Origin of the sequence: Nocardioides sp. REDSEA-S30_B4 (genome assembly GCF_001627265.1) — a bacterium.
Taxonomy (GTDB): Bacteria; Actinomycetota; Actinomycetes; order Propionibacteriales; family Nocardioidaceae; genus Nocardioides.
Genome location: NZ_LUPI01000089.1, coordinates 12,853 through 34,890, shown reverse-complemented (window position 1 = coordinate 34,890; position 22,038 = coordinate 12,853). Strand labels below are relative to the sequence as shown.

The following is a 22,038-nucleotide window of genomic DNA, read 5'->3' as shown; positions in this document are numbered from 1 at the left end:
CTCGACGACGGCACCGACCGCACCCGCCTCGACGTCGAGGGCCTCGACCGCACCGAGGGCTTCGTGTGGGCCGCGGTGGCCGACCCCGACGCCCTCTCCTTCGTCGTGGAGTACGACGGCAGCGAGCTGGTCCTCGCCCACGACGGCTCCGCAGCAGGCGACGGCCGGGTGCGGCTCATGGCCGACGCCGAGCCAGGCGACCCGACCGCCACCTGCCTCGACGAGCCCAGGACCGAGCTCGTGGTCTCCTGCCGTGCCGGGCTGACCCGGTGGCCGTGGCTGCCCGACCTGGGCTGGGCCGAGGGCGATGGCTGGCGACTGGTCGACGTCGAGAGCAGCCTCGGCCCCGCGGACGGCTCGGGGCTCAGCGACCCGGAGCTGGCGGTGACCCTGGGCGGCCAGGAGGCGCTGCGCACCGTCGACCTCACCGACGACCCGCTCGTGGTGCGACGTGTGCTCGTCTTCACGCCCGGCGACGACGACACCCTCGAGGTGCGCCGCTCGGCGGGCATCGACGGCGAGCCGGTCGAGCTCACCGGCCGTGCGGACCTGTGAGCCTCAGACGGGGGTCCAGGGGTCGTTGAGGTAGCCGCGGTCCTGGGCGACGAGGTCGGGCCAGCGGTCGCCCTGGAGACCGCGGTCGCCGAGGCGGGAGACCAGGCTCTGCCAGTCCCCCGCCTTGCCGATGTTCAGGTCCGCCCAGTAGGTGACGGCCTCGCCGAGGATGGCCGACGCGGACTCGCCGGCGGTGGCGATGATGGACACGACCACTCCGGCACCCCCGGTGAACCAGTTGCCGACGTCGCCGAGCTCGGCGGTCTTGCCCACGATGTCGGTGAAGAGCCCGACGAGGTTCTCCAGCTGGCGGGTCCAGTAGGTCACCAGCGCCAGCTGGTGGTCGTCGAGCAGCTGGGCGGCTCCCTCGAAGGACTCGATCATCCCGTGCAGGGCCTCGAGCTGGTTGCGGCTGGTGTTCTCGTAGGCGGTGTGCGCGAGGCCGGTCCACGTGGCGGCGAGGTAGTGGTCGGCCGACTCGATCTGCTGCTGCACCTGGCCGAGCTCGTCGACGCACTCGCGGTAGCGGCTGGCGATGCTCGACATCCGCAGCGGGTCGCCGAGCATGCCGCCGATCGACTGGCGGATGGTCTCCGAGACGACCTCCCAGGTCTCGTTGATCCGGTCGACGCCCTCCTCGAACTGCTCCTCCAGCTCGTGGCCGAGGTAACCGCCGACGAGCCCGCCCAGAGGGCCGGCCACCAGCGTGCCGAGGATGCCGCCGGCCTCGGCCAGGTGGCTGTTGATCAGGTTGGCCGAGCGCTCGACGAACTCCCCGATCGCTGAGTTGACGTCCTCGATCGCGTCGTTGACCTGCGTCAGGAAGACCTCCGGGTCCCGGCTGGCCTCGGTCATGACCCGGCCCGGGTGCGCAGGGCGCGGAAGTTGTCGCCGGCGGTGCGGTCGGTGCCGCTGACGTCGTTGGCGGTCTCGACCAGGCCGTGGGCCAGGGAACGGGTCACCGCGGTGCCGTCGGCCGCGGCGTCGACGAGCACGCGGTTGAGCTCGAGGTGCAGCGCGCCGGCGACGCCGAGGGTGTCGGCGAAGCCGAACAGCCCGGGGTACCCCCAGCCCTAGCGGCCGCCGGGGCCGCCCGGCGGGTGCGGTACGCCGTAGCCCGGCGAGGTGTCGGCCTCGGCCGGCTGCGGGGGCACGAACGGGCCGTGGACGATCGGCTCGGGGTCGGTCACGTGCGGGGTCCTTCCTGGGCGGCGGTGAACGCCTCGGTCAGGGCGTAGCGGAGCAGGTCGGGCGAGGTGGAGCGCAGGAAGCCCTCGTCGGCGTGCAGCTCGCGCAGCCCGCCGACCCACCCGAGGACCACGACGACCTCGCCCTCGCGTGACCGGCCGGTGGCGGTGCGGCCCCACCGCTCGTCGGCCCGCCACGCCCGCGGGTGCACGGGGCCGCGCGGCGGCGCGAGCCGCGGGGACCGGTAGGTGGGCGGTGGCGTGAGCCGTCGGCGACCGGCCACCAGCTCCTCACCGCGGGCGACCCGGTCCGGCGGCAGGCCGCGCCCGTGCGCGACGGCGGCCAGGTGGGCCAGCGCGGCCCCACCGACCGCGCGGCGTACGGCCCGGAGCAGGCCCTCCTCCTCGCGCAGCGCGTCGACGACGGCGTCCAGTCGCGCGACCCGGGTCGGCCAGCCGGTGACGTCGACCTCCAGCTCCAGGCCGGACTCCGGGTCGCGGCCCAGGGTCGGAGCGAGGTCGCTGAACCACGAGGCGCCGCGCAGCTCGCGCTGCGCCGCCACCCGGTCCCCGAGATCGGTGGGCTGCATGGGTGCATGCTTGCCCCGCAGCGCCCGGTCCAATCCTGCGGAGCCGGGGTTTCTAGACTGTGCGCCGTGCGTGCGCGGGTGATCGTCCTGGCCGGTCCGTCGGGATCCGGCAAGTCCCGCCTCGCGGCTCGACTGGGGCTCCCGGTGCTGCGCCTCGACGACTTCTACAACGACGGCGACGACCCGACGCTGCCGCGAATCGAGCACGGCGCCAACGCCGGCATGGTCGACTGGGACCACCCGGACTCCTGGCTCCCCGACGACGCGCTCGCGACGATGGTCGAGCTGGCCAACACGGGCACCGCCGAGGTGCCGGTCTACGAGATCTCCGAGAACGGCCGCTGCGGCGCCCGCACCCTCGACCTGGGCGGCTCCCGGCTCTTCGTGGCCGAGGGGATCTTCGCCCCCGACGTGGTCGGGCCGGCCCGTGAGGCCGGTGTGCTGGCCGCGGCGTACTGCGTGCGCCGCTCGGCCGCCACCACGTTCGTCCTGCGGCTCGTGCGCGACCTCAAGGAGCGCCGGAAGCCGCCGTTGGTCCTGGTGCGCCGCGGGCTCGTCCTGGCCCGTGCGCAGCGCGGTGTCGTCGCCGACGCCGTCGCCAAGGGCTGCGAGCCGCTCTCCCCCGATCGCACCGTCGAGGCGGTCGCCGCGCTGTGATCGCCCCCGACGGACTGCCCTGGGGCCGGCTCAAGCAGCCGGACCGGCTCAGCTGCGGCGCCGCGGTCCTGGTGGTCGCCCGCATGCTCTCCGATGAGGTGTACGCCGGTCGCGTGCTGCCCCGGTTCGCCGAGGAGGTCCTCGCGACCCACCGGCAGGTCGTCGGCTGGTGGCCGCGGGCGCTCGGCACCCCGCCGTGGGCGCTGCTGCGCCACCTGCCCGGCAGGCACCGGCTGGCCCGCGCCGACTTCGCCGAGGTCCTGGACGCGGCCGGGCGCGACCCGGTGCCGGTCTACGTCGGCAACCGGGTGCTCCCCCGCCACGTCGTCCTGGTGGTGGCGGCGGCGCACGGCACCTGGGTCGTCTACGACCCGGCCCGCGGCGGGCTGGTCACCGTCGACGCCGAGCAGGCCGCGCAGGACCGGCTGCCGTTCGGCCGCTGGCACCGTGCGTGGTTCGCGCTCCTCCCGCGGGCCACCCCGGGGGCCACCCCGGGAGCTACACCGCGAACTCGGTGATCAGCACGATCAGCGCCCACGCCACGGGCAGCGACACGGCGACGCCGAGCATCACCCGGGCCAGCCCGAGCGCCGTGGCGCCCGCCCCCATCCGCTGGTCGACCTGGTCGAGCACGACCCGGCGCGGGTGCGCGGAGTCGTAGCGGACCTCGACCCGCTCCCCGACGTGCGGGATGGGTGGCTCCATGCCCGACATCGTCTCCGCGGTGACCGGCTCACCGTCGACGTCGTAGCGCACGAGGTGGAAGTAGATGGTGACCGGCTCCCCGGACATCGCGACGTCCTTGGGCCGGGTCTCGAGCACGTCGGCGGTGGTGACGACGGCGCGCTCGGTGAAGGAGTCGGCCGCCTTGCGCTCGCGGACGCCGCGCAGGGCGAGCACGACCGAGAGGACCAGGGCGACACCGGCCGCACCCAGCATGACCACGCTCAGGATCATCGGACCCTCCTTCGGGGACGATCATGGCGGAGGACCCAGCGCGCCGCGAGCAGGCCCACCGCGGCGACGACGACCTCCTGGGGCAGCCGGTCGGTGTGCTCGCGCTGGATCGACACGTGCCACTCGTCAAGCGCGGACGGGAACGGCGAGCGCCCGAAGAAGAGGTTCGAGGGCTTGTCCGCGTCGGGCAGGCACGCCCCGAGCATCCCGGCGAGGACGCTCGCGCGCCGGTCACCCCGGGCCGTGCGGGCCAGCGCCCCCAGGGCGGCCAGCCCGACGAGCCCGTCCGGGACCGCCACCTCCATGAAGATCGAGTCGTCGCCCCAGTGCGGCACCTGGTCGAGGACGAAGTGCGAGACGACCCCCGCGGCGAAGGCCGACACCGGCCCCGGCGCCACGGCGCCGATCACCGCGCCGGTCCACACGTGGTTGGTGATGATCACGACGTGGCGGCGTCCGTGAGCGCGGCGTACCCGGGCTTGATGACCTCGTCGATGAGGGCGAGCCGCTCGTCGAAGGGCAGGAAGGCCGACTTCATCGCGTTGATGGTGAACCAGCGCAGCGTCGAGGCGTCGTGCCCGAAGGCCTGCACCAGCGACCACATCTCGTCGGTCATCGAGGTGCCGCTCATCAGCCGGTTGTCGGTGTTGACGGTGACCCGGAAGCGCAGGTCGGTCAGCAACCCGATCGGGTGCTCGGCGACCGAGGACGCCGCGCCGGTCTGGACGTTGCTGGCCGGGCAGAGCTCCAGCGGGATCCGCTTGTCGCGGACGTACGCCGCGAGCCGGCCCAGCTCGACGGAGCCGTCCTCGGCGACCGTGATGTCGTCGACGATGCGTACGCCGTGGCCGAGCCGGTCCGCGCCGCACCACTGCAGCGCCTCCCAGATCGACGGGGTGCCGAAGGCCTCGCCGGCGTGGATGGTGAAGTGGAAGTTCTCGCGCTGGAGGTACTCGAAGGCGTCGAGGTGACGGGTCGGGGGGTAGCCGGCCTCGGCGCCGGCGATGTCGAAGCCGGCCACGCCGCGGTCGCGCCACTGCACGGCCAGCTCGGCGATCTCCATCGAGCGGGCGGCGTGCCGCATGGCGGTCAGCAGCTGGCGCACCACGATGCGCCCGTCGGCGGCCGCCACGCCCTCGTCGAAGCCGCGCTGCACCGCCTCGACCACCTCATCGAGGGACAGGCCCTGCTCGAGGTGCTGCTCGGGGGCGTAGCGGACCTCGGCGTAGACCACGCCGTCGGTCACCAGGTCCTCGACGCACTCGCGCGCGACCCGGGTCAGCGCGTCGGCGGTCTGCATCACCGCGACGGTGTGGGTGAAGGTCTCCAGGTAGCGCTCCAGCGAGCCCGAGTCGGCCGCCTCGGCGAACCAGCGACCCAGCGCGGCGGCGTCGCCGTCGGGGTCGGTGGGCAGCTCGTGCCCGACCTCGCGCGCGAGCTCGAGCACCGTGGCCGGCCGCAGCCCGCCGTCGAGGTGGTCGTGCAGGAGCACCTTCGGCGCCCGCAGCACGTCGTCACGGGTCAGGGCGGTAGGTTGCGGGACGGCGTCGACCATGGCGCCATCCTTCCACCCGAGACCCGTCCACCGGGCACGACCTCCAGGAGCAGGCGATGCGCACGTTCACCACGTTCGACGAGGTCGCGGCCGCGGCCGGCCAGGAGCTCGGCACCTCCGCGTGGGTCGAGATCACCCAGGAGCGCGTCGACACCTTCGCCGACGCCACCGGCGACCACCAGTGGATCCACGTCGACACCGAGCGCAGCGCCGAGGGCCCGTTCGGCGGCACCATCGCCCACGGCTACCTCACGCTCTCGATGGTCCCCTGGTTGGGCAGCGAGGTCTTCGCGCTCGACACCCCCGGCGCCAAGCTCAACTACGGCGTCAATAAGGTCCGCTTCCCCCACCCCGTCCGCGTCGGCAAGCGCGTGCGCGCCCACGTCGCGATGGGCGAGGTGACCGACCTGCCGGCCGGCAAGCAGATCACCCTGCGCTACACGATCGAGATCGAGGACGAGGCCAAGCCGGCCTGCGTCGCCGAGACGGTGGTCCTGCTGCTGGCGTGAGGGTCAGCTGATCCGGTCGAGCAGGATCGGACCGGGCTCGTACGCCGACCCGGCCGGCTCCACGTCGTACCCGCCCTCGAGGCTGGCCAGGGCGCGGTCGAAGCGCTCGGGCTCGTCGGTGAGCAGCGTCATCAGCGGCTGCCCCTCGGTGACCTCGTCGCCGGGGCGCGCGTGCCAGACCACGCCGGCACCGGCCTGCACGGGGTCCTCCTTGCGGGCGCGACCGGCGCCGAGGCGCCAGGCGGCCATGCCGACCGCCATCGCGTCGAGGCGGGTCAGCACGCCGGTGCTCGGCGCAGTGACCACGTGCGACTCCTTCGCGGTGGGCAGCTCGGCGTCCGGGTCGCCGTCCTGGGCGCGGATCATCGCCTTCCAGACGTCCATCGCGGAGCCGTCGGCGAGCTTGTCGGCGGGGTCGACGCCGTCGCGACCGGCGCCGGCGAGCATCTCGCGCGCCAGCGCCACGGTGAGCTCGACGACGTCGGCCGGGCCGCCGCCGGCCAGCACCTCGACCGACTCGGCCACCTCCACGGCGTTGCCGGCGGTCAGGCCCAACGGCGTGGACATGTCGGTGAGGAGCGCGGTGGTGCGCACGCCGGCGTCCTTGCCGAGCGCCACCATCGTCTCGGCGAGCTCGCGGGCCCGCTCGAGGTCCTTCATGAAGGCGCCGGTGCCGACCTTGACGTCGAGCACGAGCGTGCCGGTGCCCTCGGCGATCTTCTTGCTCATGATCGACGACGCGATCAGCGGGATCGCCTCGACGGTGCCGGTGACGTCGCGGAGCGCGTAGAGCTTCTTGTCGGCCGGCGCGAGCCCGTCGCCGGCGGCGCAGATGACCGCGCCGACCTCCTCGAGCTGGCGCATCATCTCGTCGTTGGACAGCGCCGCGCGCCAGCCGGGGATCGACTCGAGCTTGTCGAGGGTGCCGCCGGTGTGGCCCAGGCCGCGCCCGGAGAGCTGGGGCACCGCGACGCCGCAGGCGGCGACCAGCGGCGCCAGGGGCAGGGTGATCTTGTCGCCCACGCCGCCGGTGGAGTGCTTGTCGGCGGTGGGGCGCGACAGCGAGGAGAAGTCCATCCGCTCGCCGGAGGCGATCATCGCCGCGGTCCACCGCGAGATCTCCTCGCGCTCCATGCCGTTGAGCAGGATCGCCATCGCCAGCGCCGACATCTGCTCGTCGGCGACGTCGCCACGGGTGTAGGCGTCGACCACCCAGTCGATCTGGCTGGCGCTCAGGGCCCCGCCGTCCCGCTTGTCGGTGATCACCTCCACGGCGTCGTGCTGGCTCATGCGTGCCTCTCCTCCCGGCGACCGCCCGATGCGGTCACCTCCACTCGTCGGTGCCCCCGCAGCACGAAGGTGCCCCGGCTCTCCGGCTCGCCCGCGAGGGCCAGGCCCGGCATCCGCTCGAAGAGCAGTGCCACCGACTCGGTCAGCTCCATGCGCGCCAGCGGCGCGCCCAGGCAGAAGTGCACCCCGACCCCGAACGCCAGGTGCGGGTTCGTCGCTCGTGCGACGTCGAACTCGTCGGGCCGCTCGAAGACGGCCGGGTCGCGGTTGGCGGCGCCCAGCAGGGCGCTGACCTTCTGGCCGGGCTCGACCACGACCCCGCCGGGCAGCTCGACCTCGGCGGTCGCGGTGCGCTCGAAGAGCTGCAGCGCGGAGTCGAAGCGCAGCATCTCCTCCACGCACGCGGCCACGTCGGGGCCGGGGCGCAGCCCGCGGCGCAGCATCGCCACCAGGCCGTTGCCGAAGACGTTGACCGAGGCCTCGTGACCGGCGTTGAGCAGCAGCACGACGGCGGCGACGACCTCGTCCTCGCTGAGCTCGGTGGCGGCGAGGTCGGTGATGAGGTCCTCGTGGGTGCCCGCGGGCTGCCGACGGCGTACGGCGACGAGGTCGCGCACCAGGGCCGCGAAGTCCTCGGCGGCGCCCACCGCGGCGGAGACGACCGCCTCGTCGGGCGCCGGCTCGTACATCCGCACGATCGCCTGCGACCAGTCGCGCAGGTCGTCGGCGTGGCTGCGCGGCACGCCGAGCAGCTCGGCGATCACCAGGACCGGCAGCGGCTCGGCGTAGGCCTCCACCACGTCGAAGGGGCGTGAGGTGTCGACCTCGTCGAGCAGCTCGGCGGCCAGCGCCCGCACGCGGGGCCGCAGCCGCTCGACGTGGCCGCGGCTGAACGCCGAGGCGACGGGCCGCCGCAGCCGGGTGTGCTCGGGCGGCTCGTTCTCCATCATCTGGTTGCGGTGCAGCAGGTTGAACGGCTCCAGCCGCTCGGCCGGCTCCCGGTCGGTCCACAGCCGCCCCAACCGACGGTCGCGCTGGACCGCAGAGACCGCGGCGTGGCTGAAGGTGAACCACGAGCCCGACGGCTCGTGCCAGGCCACCGCGTGCCGGGCCCGTTCCCGCGCGAAGTGGGGGTAGGGGTCGGCGACGACGGCGGGGTCGGTCAGGTCAATCGAGGTCGTCGGGGCCGAAGGCATCCGGCAGCACCTCGCTCATCCGACGCAGCCCCGAGACGGTGAGGATCTCCATCTCCGGACCGCCGTTCTCCCACAGCAGCTGGCGGCAGCGACCGCACGGCATCACCACGACCGGCTCGGTGCCGACGGCACCGCCGACGCACACGAAGTGCGTGAGGCGTCCGCCGCCCTCGAGGTGCAGCCGGCTGACCAGCCCGCACTCGGCGCAGAGACCGACACCGTAGGCGGCGTTCTCCACGTTGCAGCCGGTCACCAGTCGCCCGTCGTCGACGAGCGCGGCGGCACCCACCGCGAAGGAGGAGTACGGCGCGTAGGCGTGCCGCGAGGCGGCGACCGCCTCTGCCTGCAGGGCGTCCCAGTCGACGCCCGTCCCTTCGGTCGACATCGCTAGCCCGCGCTCCCTCGTCGATAGACCTGCCCGTCGGCCGCCGGCATGCGTAGTCGTTGCGAGGCGAAGGCCAGGACCAGCAGCGTGACGACGTACGGCGTGATGTTGACGAAGTCGCCGGGCACGACGTCGATCGCGGCGTAGACGGTGATCAGCGCCGCTGCGGCGACCAGGATGCCGACCGCGAGCCGGACCTGCTTGCGCCACAGCTGGTAGCCGGCGAGCCCGATGGCCAGCACCGCGACCGCCAGCAGCAGCGCGTGCACCGAGGTGCCGCCCTGGCGCAGGCCGAGGGTCTGGGTGTAGCCGAAGAGGCCGGACCCGGCGAGCAGCCCGCCGGGTCGCCAGTTGCCGAAGATCATCGCCGCGAGGCCGATGTAGCCGCGACCACCGGTCTGGCCGTCGCGGTAGTTCGAGGAGGCCACCATCGCCAGGAAGCCGCCGGCCAGGCCCGCGAGGGCACCGGAGATGAGCACCGCGACGAACTTGTAGCGCAGCACCGCCACGCCCAGCGACTCCGCCGCCGAGGGGCTCTCGCCCGTCGAGCGCAGGCGCAGGCCGAAGGAGGTGCGCCACAGCACCCAGTAGGTGACGAAGAGCAGCACGAAGGCCAGCACGACCAGCAGCGAGAGGTTGGTGACCATCGCGCGGGCCACGGCGGCCAGCTCGGAGACGAAGAAGATGTTCTGGTCCTCGACCTCGCCCAGGGCATCACTGAGCGGTCCGATGGTGATCGACCCGACGTTGTCGAGCTTCGGTGACTGCGTCTGGCCGCCGCCGGGGAGCCCCACGAACGTCAGCGAGGCGAGGTACTGCACCGCACCGACGGCGATGATGTTGATGGCGACACCGGAGATGATGTGGTCGACGCCGAACACGACGGTCGCGGTGGCGTGGATCAGGCCGCCGATGGCGCCCATCAGCAGCGCGCCGGCTACACCGGCCCAGGCGCCGTAGTGGTAACCGAAGTAGCCCGCACCGTAGGTGCCGAGCACCATCATCCCCTCGAGTCCGATGTTGACCACGCCGGCCCGCTCGGACCACAGGCCGCCCAGACCGGCGAGCATGATCGGCACCAGCGCGATGAGGGTGGCGCGGACGGTGCCGGAGGACGCGAGGTCCTCGGCGCCGGTGACGACCCGGAGCACCGAGATCGCCAGCAGGACCAGCACGGCGGCACCGAGCCACCACAGCCGGGGCAGACGACGGGTGACGGCGCTCATGCGCGGGCCTCCTCTTCCTTGTCCCCCGCCGTCGGGCGGCCGGCCTCGAGGGCGCGGGCCACGGCGTGCTGCTCGAGGCGCACGCCGTAGCGGCGCACCACCTCGTAGGAGATGACGACGGTCAGGACGATGACGCCCTGGGTGATGGCGACGATGTCGGGCGAGACGCCGACGAGGATCTGCAGCGGGTTGGACTGCTCGTCGAGGTAGGCGAAGAGCAACGCACCGATGGCGATCCCGATCGGGTGGTTGCGACCCAGCAGCGCGATGGCGATGCCGGCGAAGCCGAGGCCGGACTGGAAGGTCGAGCCGTAGCTGTAGGAGTCACCGAAGAGCAGCGGCAGGCCGACCAGGCCGGCGACCGCACCCGAGAGCAGCATCGCCACGATCGTCATCCGGGTCACCGAGATGCCGCTGGCCACGGCCGCGGTCGTGGACTTGCCGGTCGCCCGCAGGTCGAACCCGAAGCGCGTGCGGTTGAGCAGGAACCAGTAGGTGAACCCGGCCAGCGCGGCCAGGAAGATGAAGCCGTAGACCTCGGTCGTGGACCCCTCGCCGATCTGGAAGCCGGGGATGCGCGAGCCCTCGGGGATCTCCTTGGTGCCGATGTCGTTGCTGCCCTCCTCCCGGACCGCGACGCGGCGCAGGAAGTAGGCGACCAGGCCGGTGGCGATGAAGTTGAGCATGATCGTGGAGATCACCTCGCTCACGCCCCGCTTCGCGCGCAGCACACCGGCGATGCCGGCCCAGGCAGCGCCCGCGAGCATCGCGGCGAGGATCGCCAGCACGGTGTTGGCCGCACCCGGCAGCCAGGCCTCGCCCGCGACGACCGCGGCCACGAAGGCCGCGACACGGTACTGGCCGTCGACACCGATGTTGAACAGGTTCATCCGGAAGCCGACGGCGACGGCGAGGCCGGAGAGGTAGAGCACCGTGGCGTTGTTGAGGATGTTGGCGACGTTGCGCTCGGCGGGCACGCCGAGCAGCGTCGACCACACCTCGCCGACGGGGTCGCCGGCCAGCACCAGCACCAGGCTGGTGATGAGGAAGGCGAGCACCAGGGCCAGGACGGGGGCCAGCAGGCCCAGGCCGATCTTCTGCAGTCGTGGGTCGAGGTTGGTCACGCGGCACCTCCCGCACCGGTCATGGCCGAGCCGAGCTGCTCGGGGGTCACCTGACCCGGGTCGAAGGAGCCGACCAGGCGGCCCCGCAGGATGACCTCGATGCGGTCGGAGAGCCCGATCAGCTCGTCGAGGTCCGCAGAGATCAGCAGCACGGCCAGGCCCTGGCGACGGGCCTCCTTGATGTGCCCCCAGATCGCCGCCTGGGCGCCGACGTCGACGCCGCGGGTCGGGTGGGCGGCGATGAGCAGGATCGGGTCGCCGCTCATCTCGCGGCCCACGATCAGCTTCTGCTGGTTGCCGCCGGACAGGGCTCGGGCCAAGGTGTCGACCCCCGGGGTGCGGACGTCGTAGTCCTCGACGATGCGCTGGGTGTCGGTGCGCGAGGCACCCCGGTCGATCAGGCCGCGACGCACCCAGGGCTTGCGCGTCTGGTGGCCCAGGACGCGGTTCTCCCACAGCGGGGCGTCGAGCAGCAGGCCGTGGCGGTGGCGGTCCTCGGGGATGTAGCCGATGCCGGCCTCGCGACGCTTGCGCGTGGAGAGCTCGGTGAGGTCCTGGCCGGCGAGGCGGACGGTGCCGGTCGCACCCGGGCGCATGCCCATGATCGCCTCGACGAGCTCGGCCTGGCCGTTGCCCTCGACGCCGGCGATGCCGAGGACCTCGCCGGCGTGGATGTCGAAGGAGACCGCCTCGAGCAGCGGGCGGTTCTCACCGGGCAGTCCGAGGTCGGCCACGTGCAGCGTGACGCGCTCGGTGACGGTCGAGGCCTCGGTGGAGGGGCTGGGGAGCTCCGAGCCGACCATCAGCTCGGCGAGCTCGCGCGAGGTGGTGCCGGCCGGGTCGACGGTCGCGACCGTCGTACCCCGGCGGATCACGGTGATCTCGTCGGCGATCGAGAGGACCTCGTCGAGCTTGTGGGAGATGAAGATGACCGAGAGGCCCTCGGCCTTGAGCTCGCGCAGGTTGCCGAACAGCTCGTCGACCTCCTGCGGCACCAGGACCGCGGTGGGCTCGTCGAGGATGATCACCTTCGCGCCGCGGTAGAGGACCTTGAGGATCTCCACGCGCTGACGGGCGCCGACGCCGAGGTCCTCGACCAGCTGGTCCGGCTCGACGCCGAGGCCGTAGGCGTCGGAGATCCGCACGATCTCCTCGCGGGCGGCCGAGCCGATGCCGTGCAGCTTCTCGGCGCCGAGCACGACGTTCTCCAGGACGGTGAAGTTGTCGGCGAGCTGGAAGTGCTGGAAGACCATGCCGACGCCGTGCTTGATCGCGTCGGCGGGCGAGCCGAGGCTGACCTGGGTGCCCGCGATGTCGATGGTCCCGGAGTCGGGCGCCTGGACGCCGTACAGGATCTTCATCAGCGTCGACTTGCCGGCGCCGTTCTCACCCACGATCGCGTGGATCGTGCCGCGAGCCACGTCGATGTTGATGTCGTCGTTCGCGATCACGCCCGGGAACCGCTTGCCGATCCCCCGCAGGCGCACCGCAGGTGCGACGTCGGACACGAGAACCCCTTCCGGTCCCGAAAAGCTCACTGGGAAAATCTCACTGGATGGCGCGCAGACGGTCCGCGCCGACGAGCACGCTATCCGACGGTGGCGCGTGCGCGGGAAGCCGCAGGCCACGCCCGCCGGAGCGGACGTGGCCTGCGAGGTGGAGCCTGACGGGTCAGGTCACGGTGCGGTCGGCACCGAGATCTCGCCGTCGATGATCTGCTGCTTCAGCTCGTCGAGCTGCTCGACGATGTCGTCGACGAAGCCGCCGCTGGTGGAGTAGCCCACACCGTCGACCTCGAGGTCGTAGGTGGTGACACCGGACGGGAAGTCACCGTCGTTGACCTGGGAGAGGTACTCGTAGACCGCGACGTTCACGTTCTTGAGCATCGAGGTCAGGATCGAGTCCTGCACCGACGGGTCGGCGGTGTTGTACTGGTCGGAGTCGACACCGATGGCCCAGTTGCCGGACTCCGAGGCAGCCTCGAAGACGCCGCCGCCCGAGCCGCCGGCGGCGTGGTAGACGATGTCGGCACCGTTGTCGAACATGCCCTCGGCCGCGGTCTTGCCCTTGGCCGGGTCGGCGAAGCCGGAGAAGTCCGGGACCTGGGTGAGGTAGGTGACGTCGACCTCGATGTCGGGGTTCACCGACTCGGCGCCGGCGACGTAGCCCGCCTCGAACTTCTGGATCAGCGGGGTCTCGACGCCGCCGACGAAGCCGATCTGGTCGGTCTCGGTCTTCAGCGCGGCGGCCGCGCCGACCAGGAAGGAACCCTGCTCCTCGGCGAAGACCAGGCTGGCGACGTTGTCGGCCTCGACGCTGGAGTCGTCGATGATCGCGAAGTGGACGTCGGGGTACTCCTCGGCGACCTTGCCGATCGAGGCGGCGTAGGCGAAGCCCACCGCGATGATCGGGTCGTAGCCGGCGTCGGCGAAGGTGCGCAGGCGCTCCTCGCGAGCGGACTCGGCCTCGCCGTCCTCGGCCTCGGACTCCTGGGACTCCATGCCGAACTCGTCGATGGCCTGGTCCAGACCCGCGGCGGCGGAGTCGTTGAACGACTGGTCACCACGGCCGCCGACGTCGTAGGCCATGCCGACCTTGATGTCGCTGGTGGGGGCGTCCCCGTTGTCGGTGCCCTCGTCGGTGCCCTCGTCGGAGCCACATGCCGACAGGGTGAGCGCGGCGGCCATGGCCACCGCTGCAAATCGAGCCGTCTTCCTCACGGCAACCCTCCTGGTGATCGGTAGCGCCCCGTGGTGCGGGACACAACGGGTCACCCTAGGGCCGCACCCGGCCCGCGGCGTACGCCACGAGCCGAAATTCCCACGGTTGTTACCTGTCAGTGACCTGCCGCGCAGAGCAGTCGGTCCCGACTCAGGCGCGCAGGGCCCGCCAGGCGGCCTCGGCCATCAGCCGCGCACCGATGGTGATGGCCCGCTCGTCGATGTGCAGGTTGCCCTGGTGCAGGTCGTAGGTGACGCCGCCGGGGGTCCGGGTGCCGAGCCGCATCATCGCGCCGGGCACCTGGTCGAGGTACCAGCCGAAGTCCTCGCCGCCCAGGCTCTGCGGGGCCATCACCTGGCCGTCGGGGCCGAGGACCTCGGTGACCGCCTCGGCGAGGATCCGGTTGGACAGCGACTCGTTGACCACCGGGGGCACGCCGCGCTGGTAGTCCAGGTGGGCGGTGACGCCGTAGGGCCGCACGATCTCGTGGACCAGCTCGCGCACGAGCTTCTCGCACTCGGCCCAGGCGACGGCGTCGAGGATGCGCACGGTGCCGGCCAGCACGCCGTGGTCGGGGATGACGTTGGGGGCGGACCCGGCCTGGACCATCCCCCACACGACGCTGACGCCCGAGCGGGGGTCCAGGCGGCGCGACAGGATCGCCGGCAGCTCGGTCGTCATCTTGGCCAGCGCGAAGGTGAGGTCGCCGGTGAGGTGGGGGCGCGAGGTGTGCCCGCCGGTGCCCTCGAGGCGGATCTCGATGCGGTCGGCGGCGCTGGTGAGGGGTCCGAGCCGCAGCCCCACCTGGCCGACGTCGACCCCGGGGTCGCAGTGCAGGGCGAAGACCCGCTCCACGCCGTCGAGGACGCCCATGCCCATCAGGTGCACGGCGCCGCCGGGCATGACCTCCTCGGCGGGCTGGAAGAACAGCCGCACCCGGCCGCCGAGCTCACCGATGGCGTGCAGTCGGGCCAGCGCGTGAGCCGCGCCCACGAGGGCGGTGGTGTGCACGTCGTGCCCGCAGGCGTGGGCCACCCCGGGCACCGTCGAGCGCCAGGGATCGTGGGAGACCTCCTGGACCGGGAGCGCGTCGAGGTCGGCGCGCAGGCCGACGGTCCGCTCCCCCGTGCCGAGGTCGGCGACGAGCCCGGCGGGGCTCAGCCGCTGCAGCCGCCACCCGATGGCCTCCAGGTGCCCGGCGACCACGTCGGTGGTGCGGTGCTCGGTCCAGGACAGCTCGGGGTGGGCGTGGAGGTCGCGCCGCAGGCCGACCAGCTCGGCCTCGTGGTCGGCCACGACCTGCGCGATGAGGGCGGAGGCGGTCAGGGGGCCCGGTGAAGGGGCGATCGGGTTCGACATGTCCCGCCCAGGGTAGAGGGGCGGGACATGTCGACGGGTCCTCCCGACGTCAGCCGGCGTCGGGCGTGAGACGCAGCACCCGGCCGGCTGGGGCGGCGGGGTCGCCCATCAGGTCGGTCTCGGTGACGTAGACCTCGCCGTCGACCAGCTCCACGTCACCCGGGAACGGGACCTCGGCGAAGACGGTCGGCTCCTGCAGGAACTTCTGCTCCATGACCACCGAGGCGAACAGCATCGAGACGTAGGCCGTGCCATCAGGGCCGATCGCCAGCCCGACCGGGGACACCAGGCCACCGGCGTACCGCGTCACGTCGCCCGTGGCGAGCTCGATCCGGTAGACGCCGCCGTTGGCGCCCATCCGCGGGTCCTCCGGACCGCCGGGGAGCGAGGTGACGTAGAGGTTCCCGTCCGGGCCCATCTCCACGTCGGTGGGCACGCCCTCGGCCTTGTACGTCGAGCCCTTCGCGCACCCGGGCAGACCCATCACCTTGGCGCGACGCTTCGTGATGTCGATGCGCACCGGCGGCAGGGTCGCCACGGTCGACACCTCTCCGTCGGTCACGGCAAGGATCGAGTTGCCCGCTGCGTCGGCGACGTAGGTGGTGCCACCCGCGACATGGGTGGCGTAGGGGTGGGACTCGACCACCCCGGTGTACTTCAGGAGCGGTCTCAGCTCGCGGTCGACCTTGCGGCGGCACGGGCGGGTCATCCCCTTCACGCCGTAGCGGGTGCTGCCGTCGGGGTTCGCCTCCTGCTCGTAGCCCCAGAGGTCGGCGACCTGCACCGGGTCGCCGCCGTTCTCCACGGTCCACAGGGCCGCGGCCGGTTCAGGACCCATGGCGGTGGTGACGTAGGTGACCACGCCGTCGGAGACCGAGACGCCGCCGACCTCCTGGCCCTCGGCGGTGACCAGGTCCTTGCGGGAGCTGCCCGGTCCGAGCTGGGTGAGGATGCCGGCGAAGTTCTGGGCGACGAAGACGGTCCCGTCGTCGTCGACCGCCAGGCTCAGCGGCGCGACGAGTCCGTCGCCGACCTCCTCGGCGGTGGCTCCCGACGCGGGGGCGGCCAGGCCGGAGAGGGTGACGGCACCGGCGGCCAGGGCGAGCACAGCGGGGCGGGTGCGACGTTGCACGATGCCTCCAAGGTGAAGAAGTAAAGGGTGACGGCATCCTGCTCCCCGCCACCGCGCCCCGGAATAGCCCGGACGACCCCCAAGGCATCACCCGGACGGGTCACCCCGCGTCGTACGCCTCCAGGATCCGGTCGGCCGCGACCGTCGCGGGCAGCTCGCCGGCGAGCACCGCGTCGCGGATCTGTTCGCGGACCTCGCGCACCCCGGCCGAGAGCCGCAGCCGCTGGTCGAGCTCGTCGCGGACCATCGCCCAGGTGAACTCCAGCTGCTGCTCGGCCCGCTTGGCCCTCAGCCCGTCGAGGCCGAGGTGCTCGCGGTGGGCGAGCACGCGCGACCAGACGTCGTCGACGTCGACGTCGTGCAGGCCCGAGCAGGTGACCACGGGCGGCGCCCACTCGGACTTGCCTCGCACCAGGCGCAGGGCGCCGGCGAGGTCGCGTGCGGCGGCGCGGGCCTCCTGCTCGCGGTCGCCGTCGGCCTTGTTGACCGCGATGACGTCGGCGATCTCGAGGATGCCCTTCTTGATGCCCTGCAGCTGGTCGCCGGTGCGGGCCAGCGTCAGGAACAAGAAGGTGTCGACCATCCCGGCCACCGTCACCTCCGACTGACCGACACCGACGGTCTCCACCAGGATCACGTCGTAGCCGGCCGCCTCGAGGACGCCCATGGCCTGCACGGTCGCCCGGGCGACGCCGCCGAGCGTGCCGGCCGACGGCGAGGGCCGGATGAAGGCGTCCGGCTCGACCGAGAGCCGGCCCATCCGGGTCTTGTCACCCAGGACCGAGCCGCCGGTGCGCACGCTGGAGGGGTCGACGGCCAGCACGCCCACCTTGTGGCCCTCGGCGACCAGCCGGGTGCCGAGCGCCTCGATGAACGTCGACTTACCGACCCCCGGCACGCCGGAGATCCCGACCCGGACCACGTCGGACCCTCCGGACTCCTCGGCCAGCTCGGTCAGCAGCGCCCGCGCCTGGGCACGGTGCTGCGGACGGGAGGACTCGACCAGCGTGATCGCCTGCGAGACCGCCGCGCGTCGCTGCGCGCGGATGCCCTCGACGAGCCGGTCGACCTTCTCCTGGTCCCTGTCCCGGTCGGGAGCCGCCATCAGTGACCGAGCTGCTCGCGCAGCGTGGCCAGCAGCGAGAGCGCCGACTGTGCGATGACCGTGCCGGGCAGGAACACCTCGGCGGCACCCATCTCCAGCAGGGTCGGCACGTCGTCGGGCGGGATGACGCCCCCGATGACGACCATGATGTCGTCACGGCCCTGCTCGGCCAGCGCGCTGCGCAGCGCCGGGAGCAGGGTGAGGTGGCCCGCGGCCAGCGAGCTGACACCGACGATGTGCACGTCGTTGTCGACCGCCTGCTGCGCGACCTCCTCGGGCGTCGAGAACAGCGGCCCCACGTCGACGTCGAAGCCCATGTCGGCGAAGGCGGAGACGATGACCTTCTGGCCGCGGTCGTGGCCGTCCTGGCCCATCTTGGCGACCAGGATGCGCGGGCGGCGGCCCTCGGCTTCCTCGAACTCCGCGGTCTCGGCGAGCACCTGCTTGACCTGGGTGGCACCCTCGCCGTCGCCGGACTCGTCGCGGAACACGCCGCTGATCGTACGGATCACGGCCTGGTGGCGGCCGTAGACCTTCTCCAGCGCGCCGGAGATCTCACCGACGGTGGCCTTGTTGCGGGCGGCGGCGACGGCCAGGGCGAGCAGGTTGCCGTCCATGCCGGTGCTGCCCTGCTCCGCGGAGCGGGTGAGCGCCTCGAGCGAGGACCGGACGGCGTCGTCGTCGCGCTCGGCGCGCAGCCGCTCGAGCTTGGCGACCTGGCGGCGGTAGACGTCGTCGTTGTCGACGCGCAGGACGTCGAGCTTGTCCTCGGCGGCGAGCCGGTAGGTGTTGACGCCGATCAGCTTCTGGGCGCCGGAGTCCAGGCGGGCCTGGGTGCGCGCGGCGGCCTCCTCGATGCGCATCTTGGGGATGCCCTGCTCGATGGCCTTGGCCATGCCGCCGGCCCGCTCGGCCTCCTGGATGTGGCCCCAGGCGCGCTCGGCGAGGTCGTGGGTCAGGCGCTCGACGTAGTAGGAGCCGGCCCACGGGTCGATGGTGCGGGTGGTGCCGGACTCCTGCTGCAGCAACAGCTGGGTGTTGCGCGCGATGCGGGCCGAGAAGTCGGTCGGCAGCGCGATCGCCTCGTCCAGCGCGTTGGTGTGCAGCGACTGGGTGTGGCCCTGGGTGGCGGCCATCGCCTCGATGCAGGTGCGGCCGACGTTGTTGAAGACGTCCTGGGCGGTCAGGGACCAGCCGGAGGTCTGGGAGTGAGTGCGCAGCGAGAGCGACTTGGGGTTCTTCGGGTCGAACTCGCGCACCAGGCGCGACCACAGCGCGCGGGCGGCGCGCATCTTCGCGACCTCCATGAAGAAGTTCATGCCGATCGCCCAGAAGAAGCTCAGCCGGGGCGCGAAGGCGTCGATGTCGAGGCCGGCCTCGAGGCCGGCGCGGATGTACTCGACGCCGTCGGCGAGGGTGTAGGCGAGCTCGAGGTCGTTGGTCGCCCCGGCCTCCTGCATGTGGTAGCCGGAGATCGAGATCGAGTTGAACCGCGGCATCCGCTCGGCGGTGAAGGCGAAGATGTCGGAGATGATCCGCATCGACGGCGCCGGCGGGTAGATGTAGGTGTTGCGGACCATGAACTCCTTGAGGATGTCGTTCTGGATGGTCCCGGCGAGCTGCTCGGGCTTGACGCCCTGCTCCTCCGCGGCGGCGATGTAGAGCGCCATCACCGGCAGCACGGCGCCGTTCATGGTCATCGAGACCGACATCTGGTCCAGCGGAATGCCCTCGAAGAGGGTGCGGGCGTCGTAGATCGAGTCGATCGCGACACCGGCCATGCCGACGTCACCGCGCACGCGCGGGTGGTCGGAGTCGTAGCCACGGTGGGTGGCGAGGTCGAAGGCGACCGACAGGCCCTTCTGACCGGCCGCGAGGTTGCGGCGGTAGAACGCGTTGGACTCCTCGGCGGTGGAGAAGCCGGCGTACTGACGGATGGTCCACGGCTGGGTGGTGTACATCGTCGGGTAGGGCCCGCGCAGGAACGGGCTGAGGCCGGGGTAGGTGTCGAGGGCGTCGAGGCCCTCGAGGTCGTCGGGCCCGTAGGACGTCTTGATCGCGATGCCCTCCGGCGCGGTCCACAGGTCGTGGGCCGGGGTGCCGGTCGACGGGGCCGCGCCCTCGCCCACGAGGGGCAGGCCGGCGAAGCTGGACGGGACACTCATCGGAGGGCCTCCCTGGTGCGGGTGAGGAACGCGAGGGCGTCCACGCCCATCGCGCAGGAGTCGTCGGTCCACTCGGTCGACCTGCCGGCGATGATCACGCGGGAGGCGCCGGCTTCACGCAGCGCGGTCGCCGCGGCCTCGCCCCACTCGGCGTACGTCGGGTCGGCGCCGGCCAGGCAGACGACCGGCTGCCCGTCGTAGGCCGCCACCAGGGCCTGGGGACCGTCGGTCGCGCCCGCCACGTCGACGGCGACGCCACCGGCGGCCAACAGGTTGGTGGCGAAGGTGGCGCGGGCGGTGTGCTGGGCGATCGGGCCCATCGTCGCCAGGAAAACCCTGGCGGCGGGCGGCTCGGCGCGCATCGCCTCGAAGGCGGCGCCGTAGGAGCGCACGCCCTCCCAGCCGGAGTAGGGCTCGCGGACCGGCAGCTCCTCGCCGAGGTTGGGGAACTCGGTCAGGCCGGTGAGCGGGCGCTGGCGCGTGGCGACCTCGCGGTCGCGCTGCTCCACGGTCGCGGCCACCATCTCCTCGAGCGCGGCGGCGTCAGGACCCTCGGCACCGTCGAGGCGACCGAGCGCCTCCCAGGCGGCCACGGCCATCGAGTCGGTGAGCTCCTCGACGGCGTACGCACCGCCGGCGGGGTCGGCCACGTGCGCGACGTGGGACTCGTCGATGAGCAGGTGGTGGGTGTTGCGCGCGATCCGGCGCCCGAAGACGTCGGGGCGGCCCAGCGGCGCGTCGAAGGGCAGCACCGTGACGCTGTCCGCGCCGCCGACGCCCGCGGCGAACGCGGCGACGGTGGTGCGCAGCATGTTCACGTAGGGGTCGTAGGTGCTCATCATCGGGCGGCTGGTGACGGCGTGGACGCGGGCGTCCACGCCGCTCACGCCGGAGAGCTCCAGCACCCGCGCCCAGAGGCGGCGCACGGCGCGGAGCTTGGCGATCGAGGCGAACTGCTCGTCGGTGACGGCCAACCGCAGCTCGATGAGCCCGGCGGCGTCGGCGGCGCTGATGCCGGCGGCCTCGAGGACGCGCAGCACGCGGGCTCCGGCCGCGAGGACCCAGCCGAGCTCGGTGACGTCGGAGGCGCCGCGGTCGTGGATCTTCGTGCCGTCGACCACGACACCCAGCAGCCCGCGCTCGCGGGCGAGCCGGGCGACAGCGGTGAGGGTCTCGTCGTCGGCGGTGGCCGGGGCGCCGAGGTTGGTGCCGGTGGCCAGGTCGGTGTCGCCGGCGTGCTCAAGGAAGGCCTGCGCCGCCGCGAGGGGGTCGGCGGCGTCGAGCGCGACCGGGGCCAGGTCGAGGAGCACGCCCTCGAGCAGGGTGGCCAGGTCGGCGCCGGCGTCGAGCTGCAGCCACAGCGAGGTGACCCCGCCGTCGAGGTCGACCAGCGCCGCCTCGTTGAGCTGCTTCTCCGGGCCGGCCTCGACCAGCGAGCGCACGTCCCAGTCGCCCGCGCGCGCCGGGCGGCCGGCGGTCGCCAGGCCCTCCAGCGAGCTCGGGGTGCCGAGCGGGGTGATGTCGAGTCCGTCCAACGTGCGGCGGGTCAGCTTGTCCCACACCAGGGAGTCGGCGTCCTCCTCGCTCATCCGGCGCGACTTGCGCAGCACGGCGGCGGTGGCCTTCTCCCAGTCCGCCCGGGTCCAGGCGTCTTCGGCGTGGGCGAGCTCCAGCGCGCCCTCGGGTCCAGTCATGGTGCGAACCATAGGAGCGCGGAGTGACGTCGGCTACAGAGTGTGATGTTTTCGACCGAGCACCTGCTCGGGCGTCTCGTCACCGACCTGGCGCCCCCGCGACGACCAGCGGCCTGGTAGGCAACTCCCATGGCTACCACTCACCTCGGCGGCAACCCCGTCACGACCGCCGGCGAGCTCCCGGCCGTCGGCTCCGCTGCTCCCGCGTTCTCCCTGCTGGCCCCGGACTTCTCCGAGGTGAGCCTGGAGGAGGGCACCCGCACGGTGCTCAACATCTTCCCCAGCGTCGACACCGGCGTGTGCGCCGCGAGCGTGCGGAAGTTCAACGAGCTCGCCGCCGGCCTGGACAACACCACGGTGGTCTGCGTCAGCAACGACCTGCCGATGGCCCAGGCCCGCTTCTGCGGCGCCGAGGGCATCGAGTCGGTCGCGACCGGCTCGGCGTTCCGCTCCGACTTCGGCGACGCCTACGGCGTGCGCCTGCTCGACGGCAAGTTCGAGGGCCTGCTCGCCCGCTCGGTCGTCGTCATCGACACCGACGGCACCGTCCTGCACAGCCAGCTGGTCGAGGAGATCGCCCAGGAGCCCGACTACGACGCCGCGGTCGCCGCACTGGGCTGATCCCTGCTGG

General features: G+C 72.6%; 23 protein-coding genes. 5 read left to right on the top strand and 18 right to left on the bottom strand.

What is annotated here, in order from left to right:
• A partial coding sequence (locus tag A6R01_RS15985; protein WP_292607940.1) for a hypothetical protein occupies positions 1 to 555 on the top strand: 555 nt, incomplete at its 5' end.
• A gap of 3 nt (positions 556 to 558) precedes the next feature.
• Here A6R01_RS15985 and A6R01_RS15980 read toward each other — a convergent pair.
• The 3 genes from A6R01_RS15980 to A6R01_RS15970 form a co-directional block, all read right to left on the bottom strand.
• Positions 559 to 1,410, bottom strand: a complete 852-nt coding sequence (locus A6R01_RS15980) for a hypothetical protein (RefSeq protein ID WP_292607937.1) — start codon at positions 1,408 to 1,410, stop codon at positions 559 to 561.
• Positions 1,407 to 1,550 (bottom strand): hypothetical protein, encoded by a 144-nt coding sequence (locus tag A6R01_RS15975; RefSeq protein WP_292607935.1) that lies wholly within the window; start codon positions 1,548 to 1,550, stop codon positions 1,407 to 1,409. The genes A6R01_RS15980 and A6R01_RS15975 overlap by 4 nt, the downstream gene beginning before the upstream one ends.
• A gap of 191 nt (positions 1,551 to 1,741) precedes the next feature.
• Positions 1,742 to 2,332, bottom strand: coding sequence for a hypothetical protein (locus A6R01_RS15970; RefSeq protein ID WP_292607933.1), 591 nt, complete (start codon positions 2,330 to 2,332; stop codon positions 1,742 to 1,744).
• A gap of 66 nt (positions 2,333 to 2,398) precedes the next feature.
• Here A6R01_RS15970 and A6R01_RS15965 point away from each other — a divergent pair, with 66 nt between their 5' ends.
• The gene (locus A6R01_RS15965) at positions 2,399 to 2,989 is read left to right on the top strand and encodes an ATP-binding protein (protein WP_292607931.1); all 591 of its coding nucleotides are present in this window, start codon (positions 2,399 to 2,401) and stop codon (positions 2,987 to 2,989) included.
• Complete coding sequence (locus A6R01_RS15960) at positions 2,986 to 3,507, top strand: hypothetical protein (protein WP_292607929.1); 522 nt, start codon at positions 2,986 to 2,988, stop codon at positions 3,505 to 3,507. Before A6R01_RS15965 ends, A6R01_RS15960 begins: the two co-directional genes overlap by 4 nt.
• Here the strand turns inward: A6R01_RS15960 and A6R01_RS15955 are convergent.
• Genes A6R01_RS15955 through A6R01_RS15945 form a run of 3 tightly spaced genes read right to left on the bottom strand, consistent with a single transcriptional unit; the run spans position 3,488 to position 5,501 of the window.
• The gene (locus tag A6R01_RS15955) at positions 3,488 to 3,946 is read right to left on the bottom strand and encodes a DUF3592 domain-containing protein (protein WP_292607927.1); all 459 of its coding nucleotides are present in this window, start codon (positions 3,944 to 3,946) and stop codon (positions 3,488 to 3,490) included. The genes A6R01_RS15960 and A6R01_RS15955 overlap by 20 nt on opposite strands.
• Complete coding sequence (locus tag A6R01_RS15950; protein ID WP_292607926.1) at positions 3,943 to 4,389, bottom strand: hypothetical protein; 447 nt, start codon at positions 4,387 to 4,389, stop codon at positions 3,943 to 3,945. Before A6R01_RS15950 ends, A6R01_RS15955 begins: the two co-directional genes overlap by 4 nt.
• A complete protein-coding gene (locus tag A6R01_RS15945) occupies positions 4,386 to 5,501 on the bottom strand; it encodes an adenosine deaminase (RefSeq protein ID WP_292607924.1) in 1,116 nt (371 codons plus the stop codon). Before A6R01_RS15945 ends, A6R01_RS15950 begins: the two co-directional genes overlap by 4 nt.
• A gap of 56 nt (positions 5,502 to 5,557) precedes the next feature.
• Between A6R01_RS15945 and A6R01_RS15940 the strand changes: the two genes are divergently transcribed.
• On the top strand, positions 5,558 to 6,010 hold the full coding sequence (locus tag A6R01_RS15940) for a MaoC family dehydratase (RefSeq protein WP_292607922.1): 453 nt from the start codon (positions 5,558 to 5,560) through the stop codon (positions 6,008 to 6,010).
• A 3-nt stretch (positions 6,011 to 6,013) separates the two neighbouring features.
• On the opposite strand, the gene A6R01_RS15935 is transcribed toward A6R01_RS15940, so the two are convergent.
• The 12 genes from A6R01_RS15935 to A6R01_RS15880 form a co-directional block, all read right to left on the bottom strand.
• Positions 6,014 to 7,300, bottom strand: coding sequence for a thymidine phosphorylase (locus A6R01_RS15935; protein ID WP_292607920.1), 1,287 nt, complete (start codon positions 7,298 to 7,300; stop codon positions 6,014 to 6,016).
• Positions 7,297 to 8,496 carry a cytochrome P450 gene (locus A6R01_RS15930; protein ID WP_292607919.1) on the bottom strand — a complete coding sequence of 400 codons (1,200 nt, stop codon included), beginning with the start codon at positions 8,494 to 8,496 and terminating at the stop codon, positions 7,297 to 7,299. Before A6R01_RS15930 ends, A6R01_RS15935 begins: the two co-directional genes overlap by 4 nt.
• On the bottom strand, positions 8,468 to 8,881 hold the full coding sequence (locus A6R01_RS15925) for a cytidine deaminase (protein WP_292607917.1): 414 nt from the start codon (positions 8,879 to 8,881) through the stop codon (positions 8,468 to 8,470). Before A6R01_RS15925 ends, A6R01_RS15930 begins: the two co-directional genes overlap by 29 nt.
• Before the next feature lie 2 nt (positions 8,882 to 8,883).
• Positions 8,884 to 10,107: an ABC transporter permease gene (locus A6R01_RS15920; RefSeq protein ID WP_292607916.1), complete on the bottom strand. Its 1,224-nt coding sequence runs from the start codon at positions 10,105 to 10,107 to the stop codon at positions 8,884 to 8,886.
• Positions 10,104 to 11,231, bottom strand: a complete 1,128-nt coding sequence (locus tag A6R01_RS15915) for an ABC transporter permease (RefSeq protein ID WP_292607914.1) — start codon at positions 11,229 to 11,231, stop codon at positions 10,104 to 10,106. The genes A6R01_RS15920 and A6R01_RS15915 overlap by 4 nt, the downstream gene beginning before the upstream one ends.
• Positions 11,228 to 12,739 (bottom strand): ABC transporter ATP-binding protein, encoded by a 1,512-nt coding sequence (locus A6R01_RS15910; protein WP_292607913.1) that lies wholly within the window; start codon positions 12,737 to 12,739, stop codon positions 11,228 to 11,230. Before A6R01_RS15910 ends, A6R01_RS15915 begins: the two co-directional genes overlap by 4 nt.
• A 168-nt stretch (positions 12,740 to 12,907) precedes the next feature.
• On the bottom strand, positions 12,908 to 13,951 hold the full coding sequence (locus A6R01_RS15905; protein ID WP_292607911.1) for a BMP family ABC transporter substrate-binding protein: 1,044 nt from the start codon (positions 13,949 to 13,951) through the stop codon (positions 12,908 to 12,910).
• Between the two features lie 151 nt (positions 13,952 to 14,102).
• Entirely contained in the window at positions 14,103 to 15,311 is a 1,209-nt protein-coding gene (locus A6R01_RS15900) for an amidohydrolase (RefSeq protein ID WP_292607908.1), read from the bottom strand.
• Positions 15,312 to 15,360: 49 nt separating this feature from the next.
• Complete coding sequence (locus A6R01_RS15895) at positions 15,361 to 16,443, bottom strand: ScyD/ScyE family protein (RefSeq protein ID WP_292607906.1); 1,083 nt, start codon at positions 16,441 to 16,443, stop codon at positions 15,361 to 15,363.
• A gap of 100 nt (positions 16,444 to 16,543) precedes the next feature.
• Positions 16,544 to 17,548, bottom strand: coding sequence for a methylmalonyl Co-A mutase-associated GTPase MeaB (gene meaB, locus A6R01_RS15890; protein WP_292607903.1), 1,005 nt, complete (start codon positions 17,546 to 17,548; stop codon positions 16,544 to 16,546).
• Positions 17,548 to 19,713, bottom strand: coding sequence for a methylmalonyl-CoA mutase (scpA, locus tag A6R01_RS15885; protein WP_292607901.1), 2,166 nt, complete (start codon positions 19,711 to 19,713; stop codon positions 17,548 to 17,550). The genes meaB and scpA overlap by 1 nt, the downstream gene beginning before the upstream one ends.
• Positions 19,710 to 21,407, bottom strand: a complete 1,698-nt coding sequence (locus A6R01_RS15880) for a methylmalonyl-CoA mutase family protein (RefSeq protein ID WP_292607899.1) — start codon at positions 21,405 to 21,407, stop codon at positions 19,710 to 19,712. The genes scpA and A6R01_RS15880 overlap by 4 nt, the downstream gene beginning before the upstream one ends.
• A gap of 129 nt (positions 21,408 to 21,536) precedes the next feature.
• On the opposite strand from A6R01_RS15880, the gene tpx reads away from it, so the two are divergent.
• A complete protein-coding gene (gene tpx / locus A6R01_RS15875; protein ID WP_292607896.1) occupies positions 21,537 to 22,028 on the top strand; it encodes a thiol peroxidase in 492 nt (163 codons plus the stop codon).
• Positions 22,029 to 22,038 lie beyond the last annotated feature (10 nt).

Coding starts and splice junctions, on each gene's coding strand:
- A6R01_RS15980 (WP_292607937.1), bottom strand. CDS start 1,410: ATGACCGAGGCCAGCCGGGACCCGGAGGTCTTCCTGACGCAGGTCAAC.
- A6R01_RS15970 (WP_292607933.1), bottom strand. CDS start 2,332: ATGCAGCCCACCGATCTCGGGGACCGGGTGGCGGCGCAGCGCGAGCTG.
- A6R01_RS15955 (WP_292607927.1), bottom strand. CDS start 3,946: ATGATCCTGAGCGTGGTCATGCTGGGTGCGGCCGGTGTCGCCCTGGTC.
- A6R01_RS15945 (WP_292607924.1), bottom strand. CDS start 5,501: ATGGTCGACGCCGTCCCGCAACCTACCGCCCTGACCCGTGACGACGTG.
- A6R01_RS15940 (WP_292607922.1), top strand. CDS start 5,558: ATGCGCACGTTCACCACGTTCGACGAGGTCGCGGCCGCGGCCGGCCAG.
- A6R01_RS15935 (WP_292607920.1), bottom strand. CDS start 7,300: ATGAGCCAGCACGACGCCGTGGAGGTGATCACCGACAAGCGGGACGGC.
- A6R01_RS15930 (WP_292607919.1), bottom strand. CDS start 8,496: ATGCCTTCGGCCCCGACGACCTCGATTGACCTGACCGACCCCGCCGTC.
- A6R01_RS15925 (WP_292607917.1), bottom strand. CDS start 8,881: ATGTCGACCGAAGGGACGGGCGTCGACTGGGACGCCCTGCAGGCAGAG.
- A6R01_RS15920 (WP_292607916.1), bottom strand. CDS start 10,107: ATGAGCGCCGTCACCCGTCGTCTGCCCCGGCTGTGGTGGCTCGGTGCC.
- A6R01_RS15900 (WP_292607908.1), bottom strand. CDS start 15,311: ATGTCGAACCCGATCGCCCCTTCACCGGGCCCCCTGACCGCCTCCGCC.
- meaB (WP_292607903.1), bottom strand. CDS start 17,548: ATGGCGGCTCCCGACCGGGACAGGGACCAGGAGAAGGTCGACCGGCTC.
- scpA (WP_292607901.1), bottom strand. CDS start 19,713: ATGAGTGTCCCGTCCAGCTTCGCCGGCCTGCCCCTCGTGGGCGAGGGC.
- A6R01_RS15880 (WP_292607899.1), bottom strand. CDS start 21,407: ATGACTGGACCCGAGGGCGCGCTGGAGCTCGCCCACGCCGAAGACGCC.
- tpx (WP_292607896.1), top strand. CDS start 21,537: ATGGCTACCACTCACCTCGGCGGCAACCCCGTCACGACCGCCGGCGAG.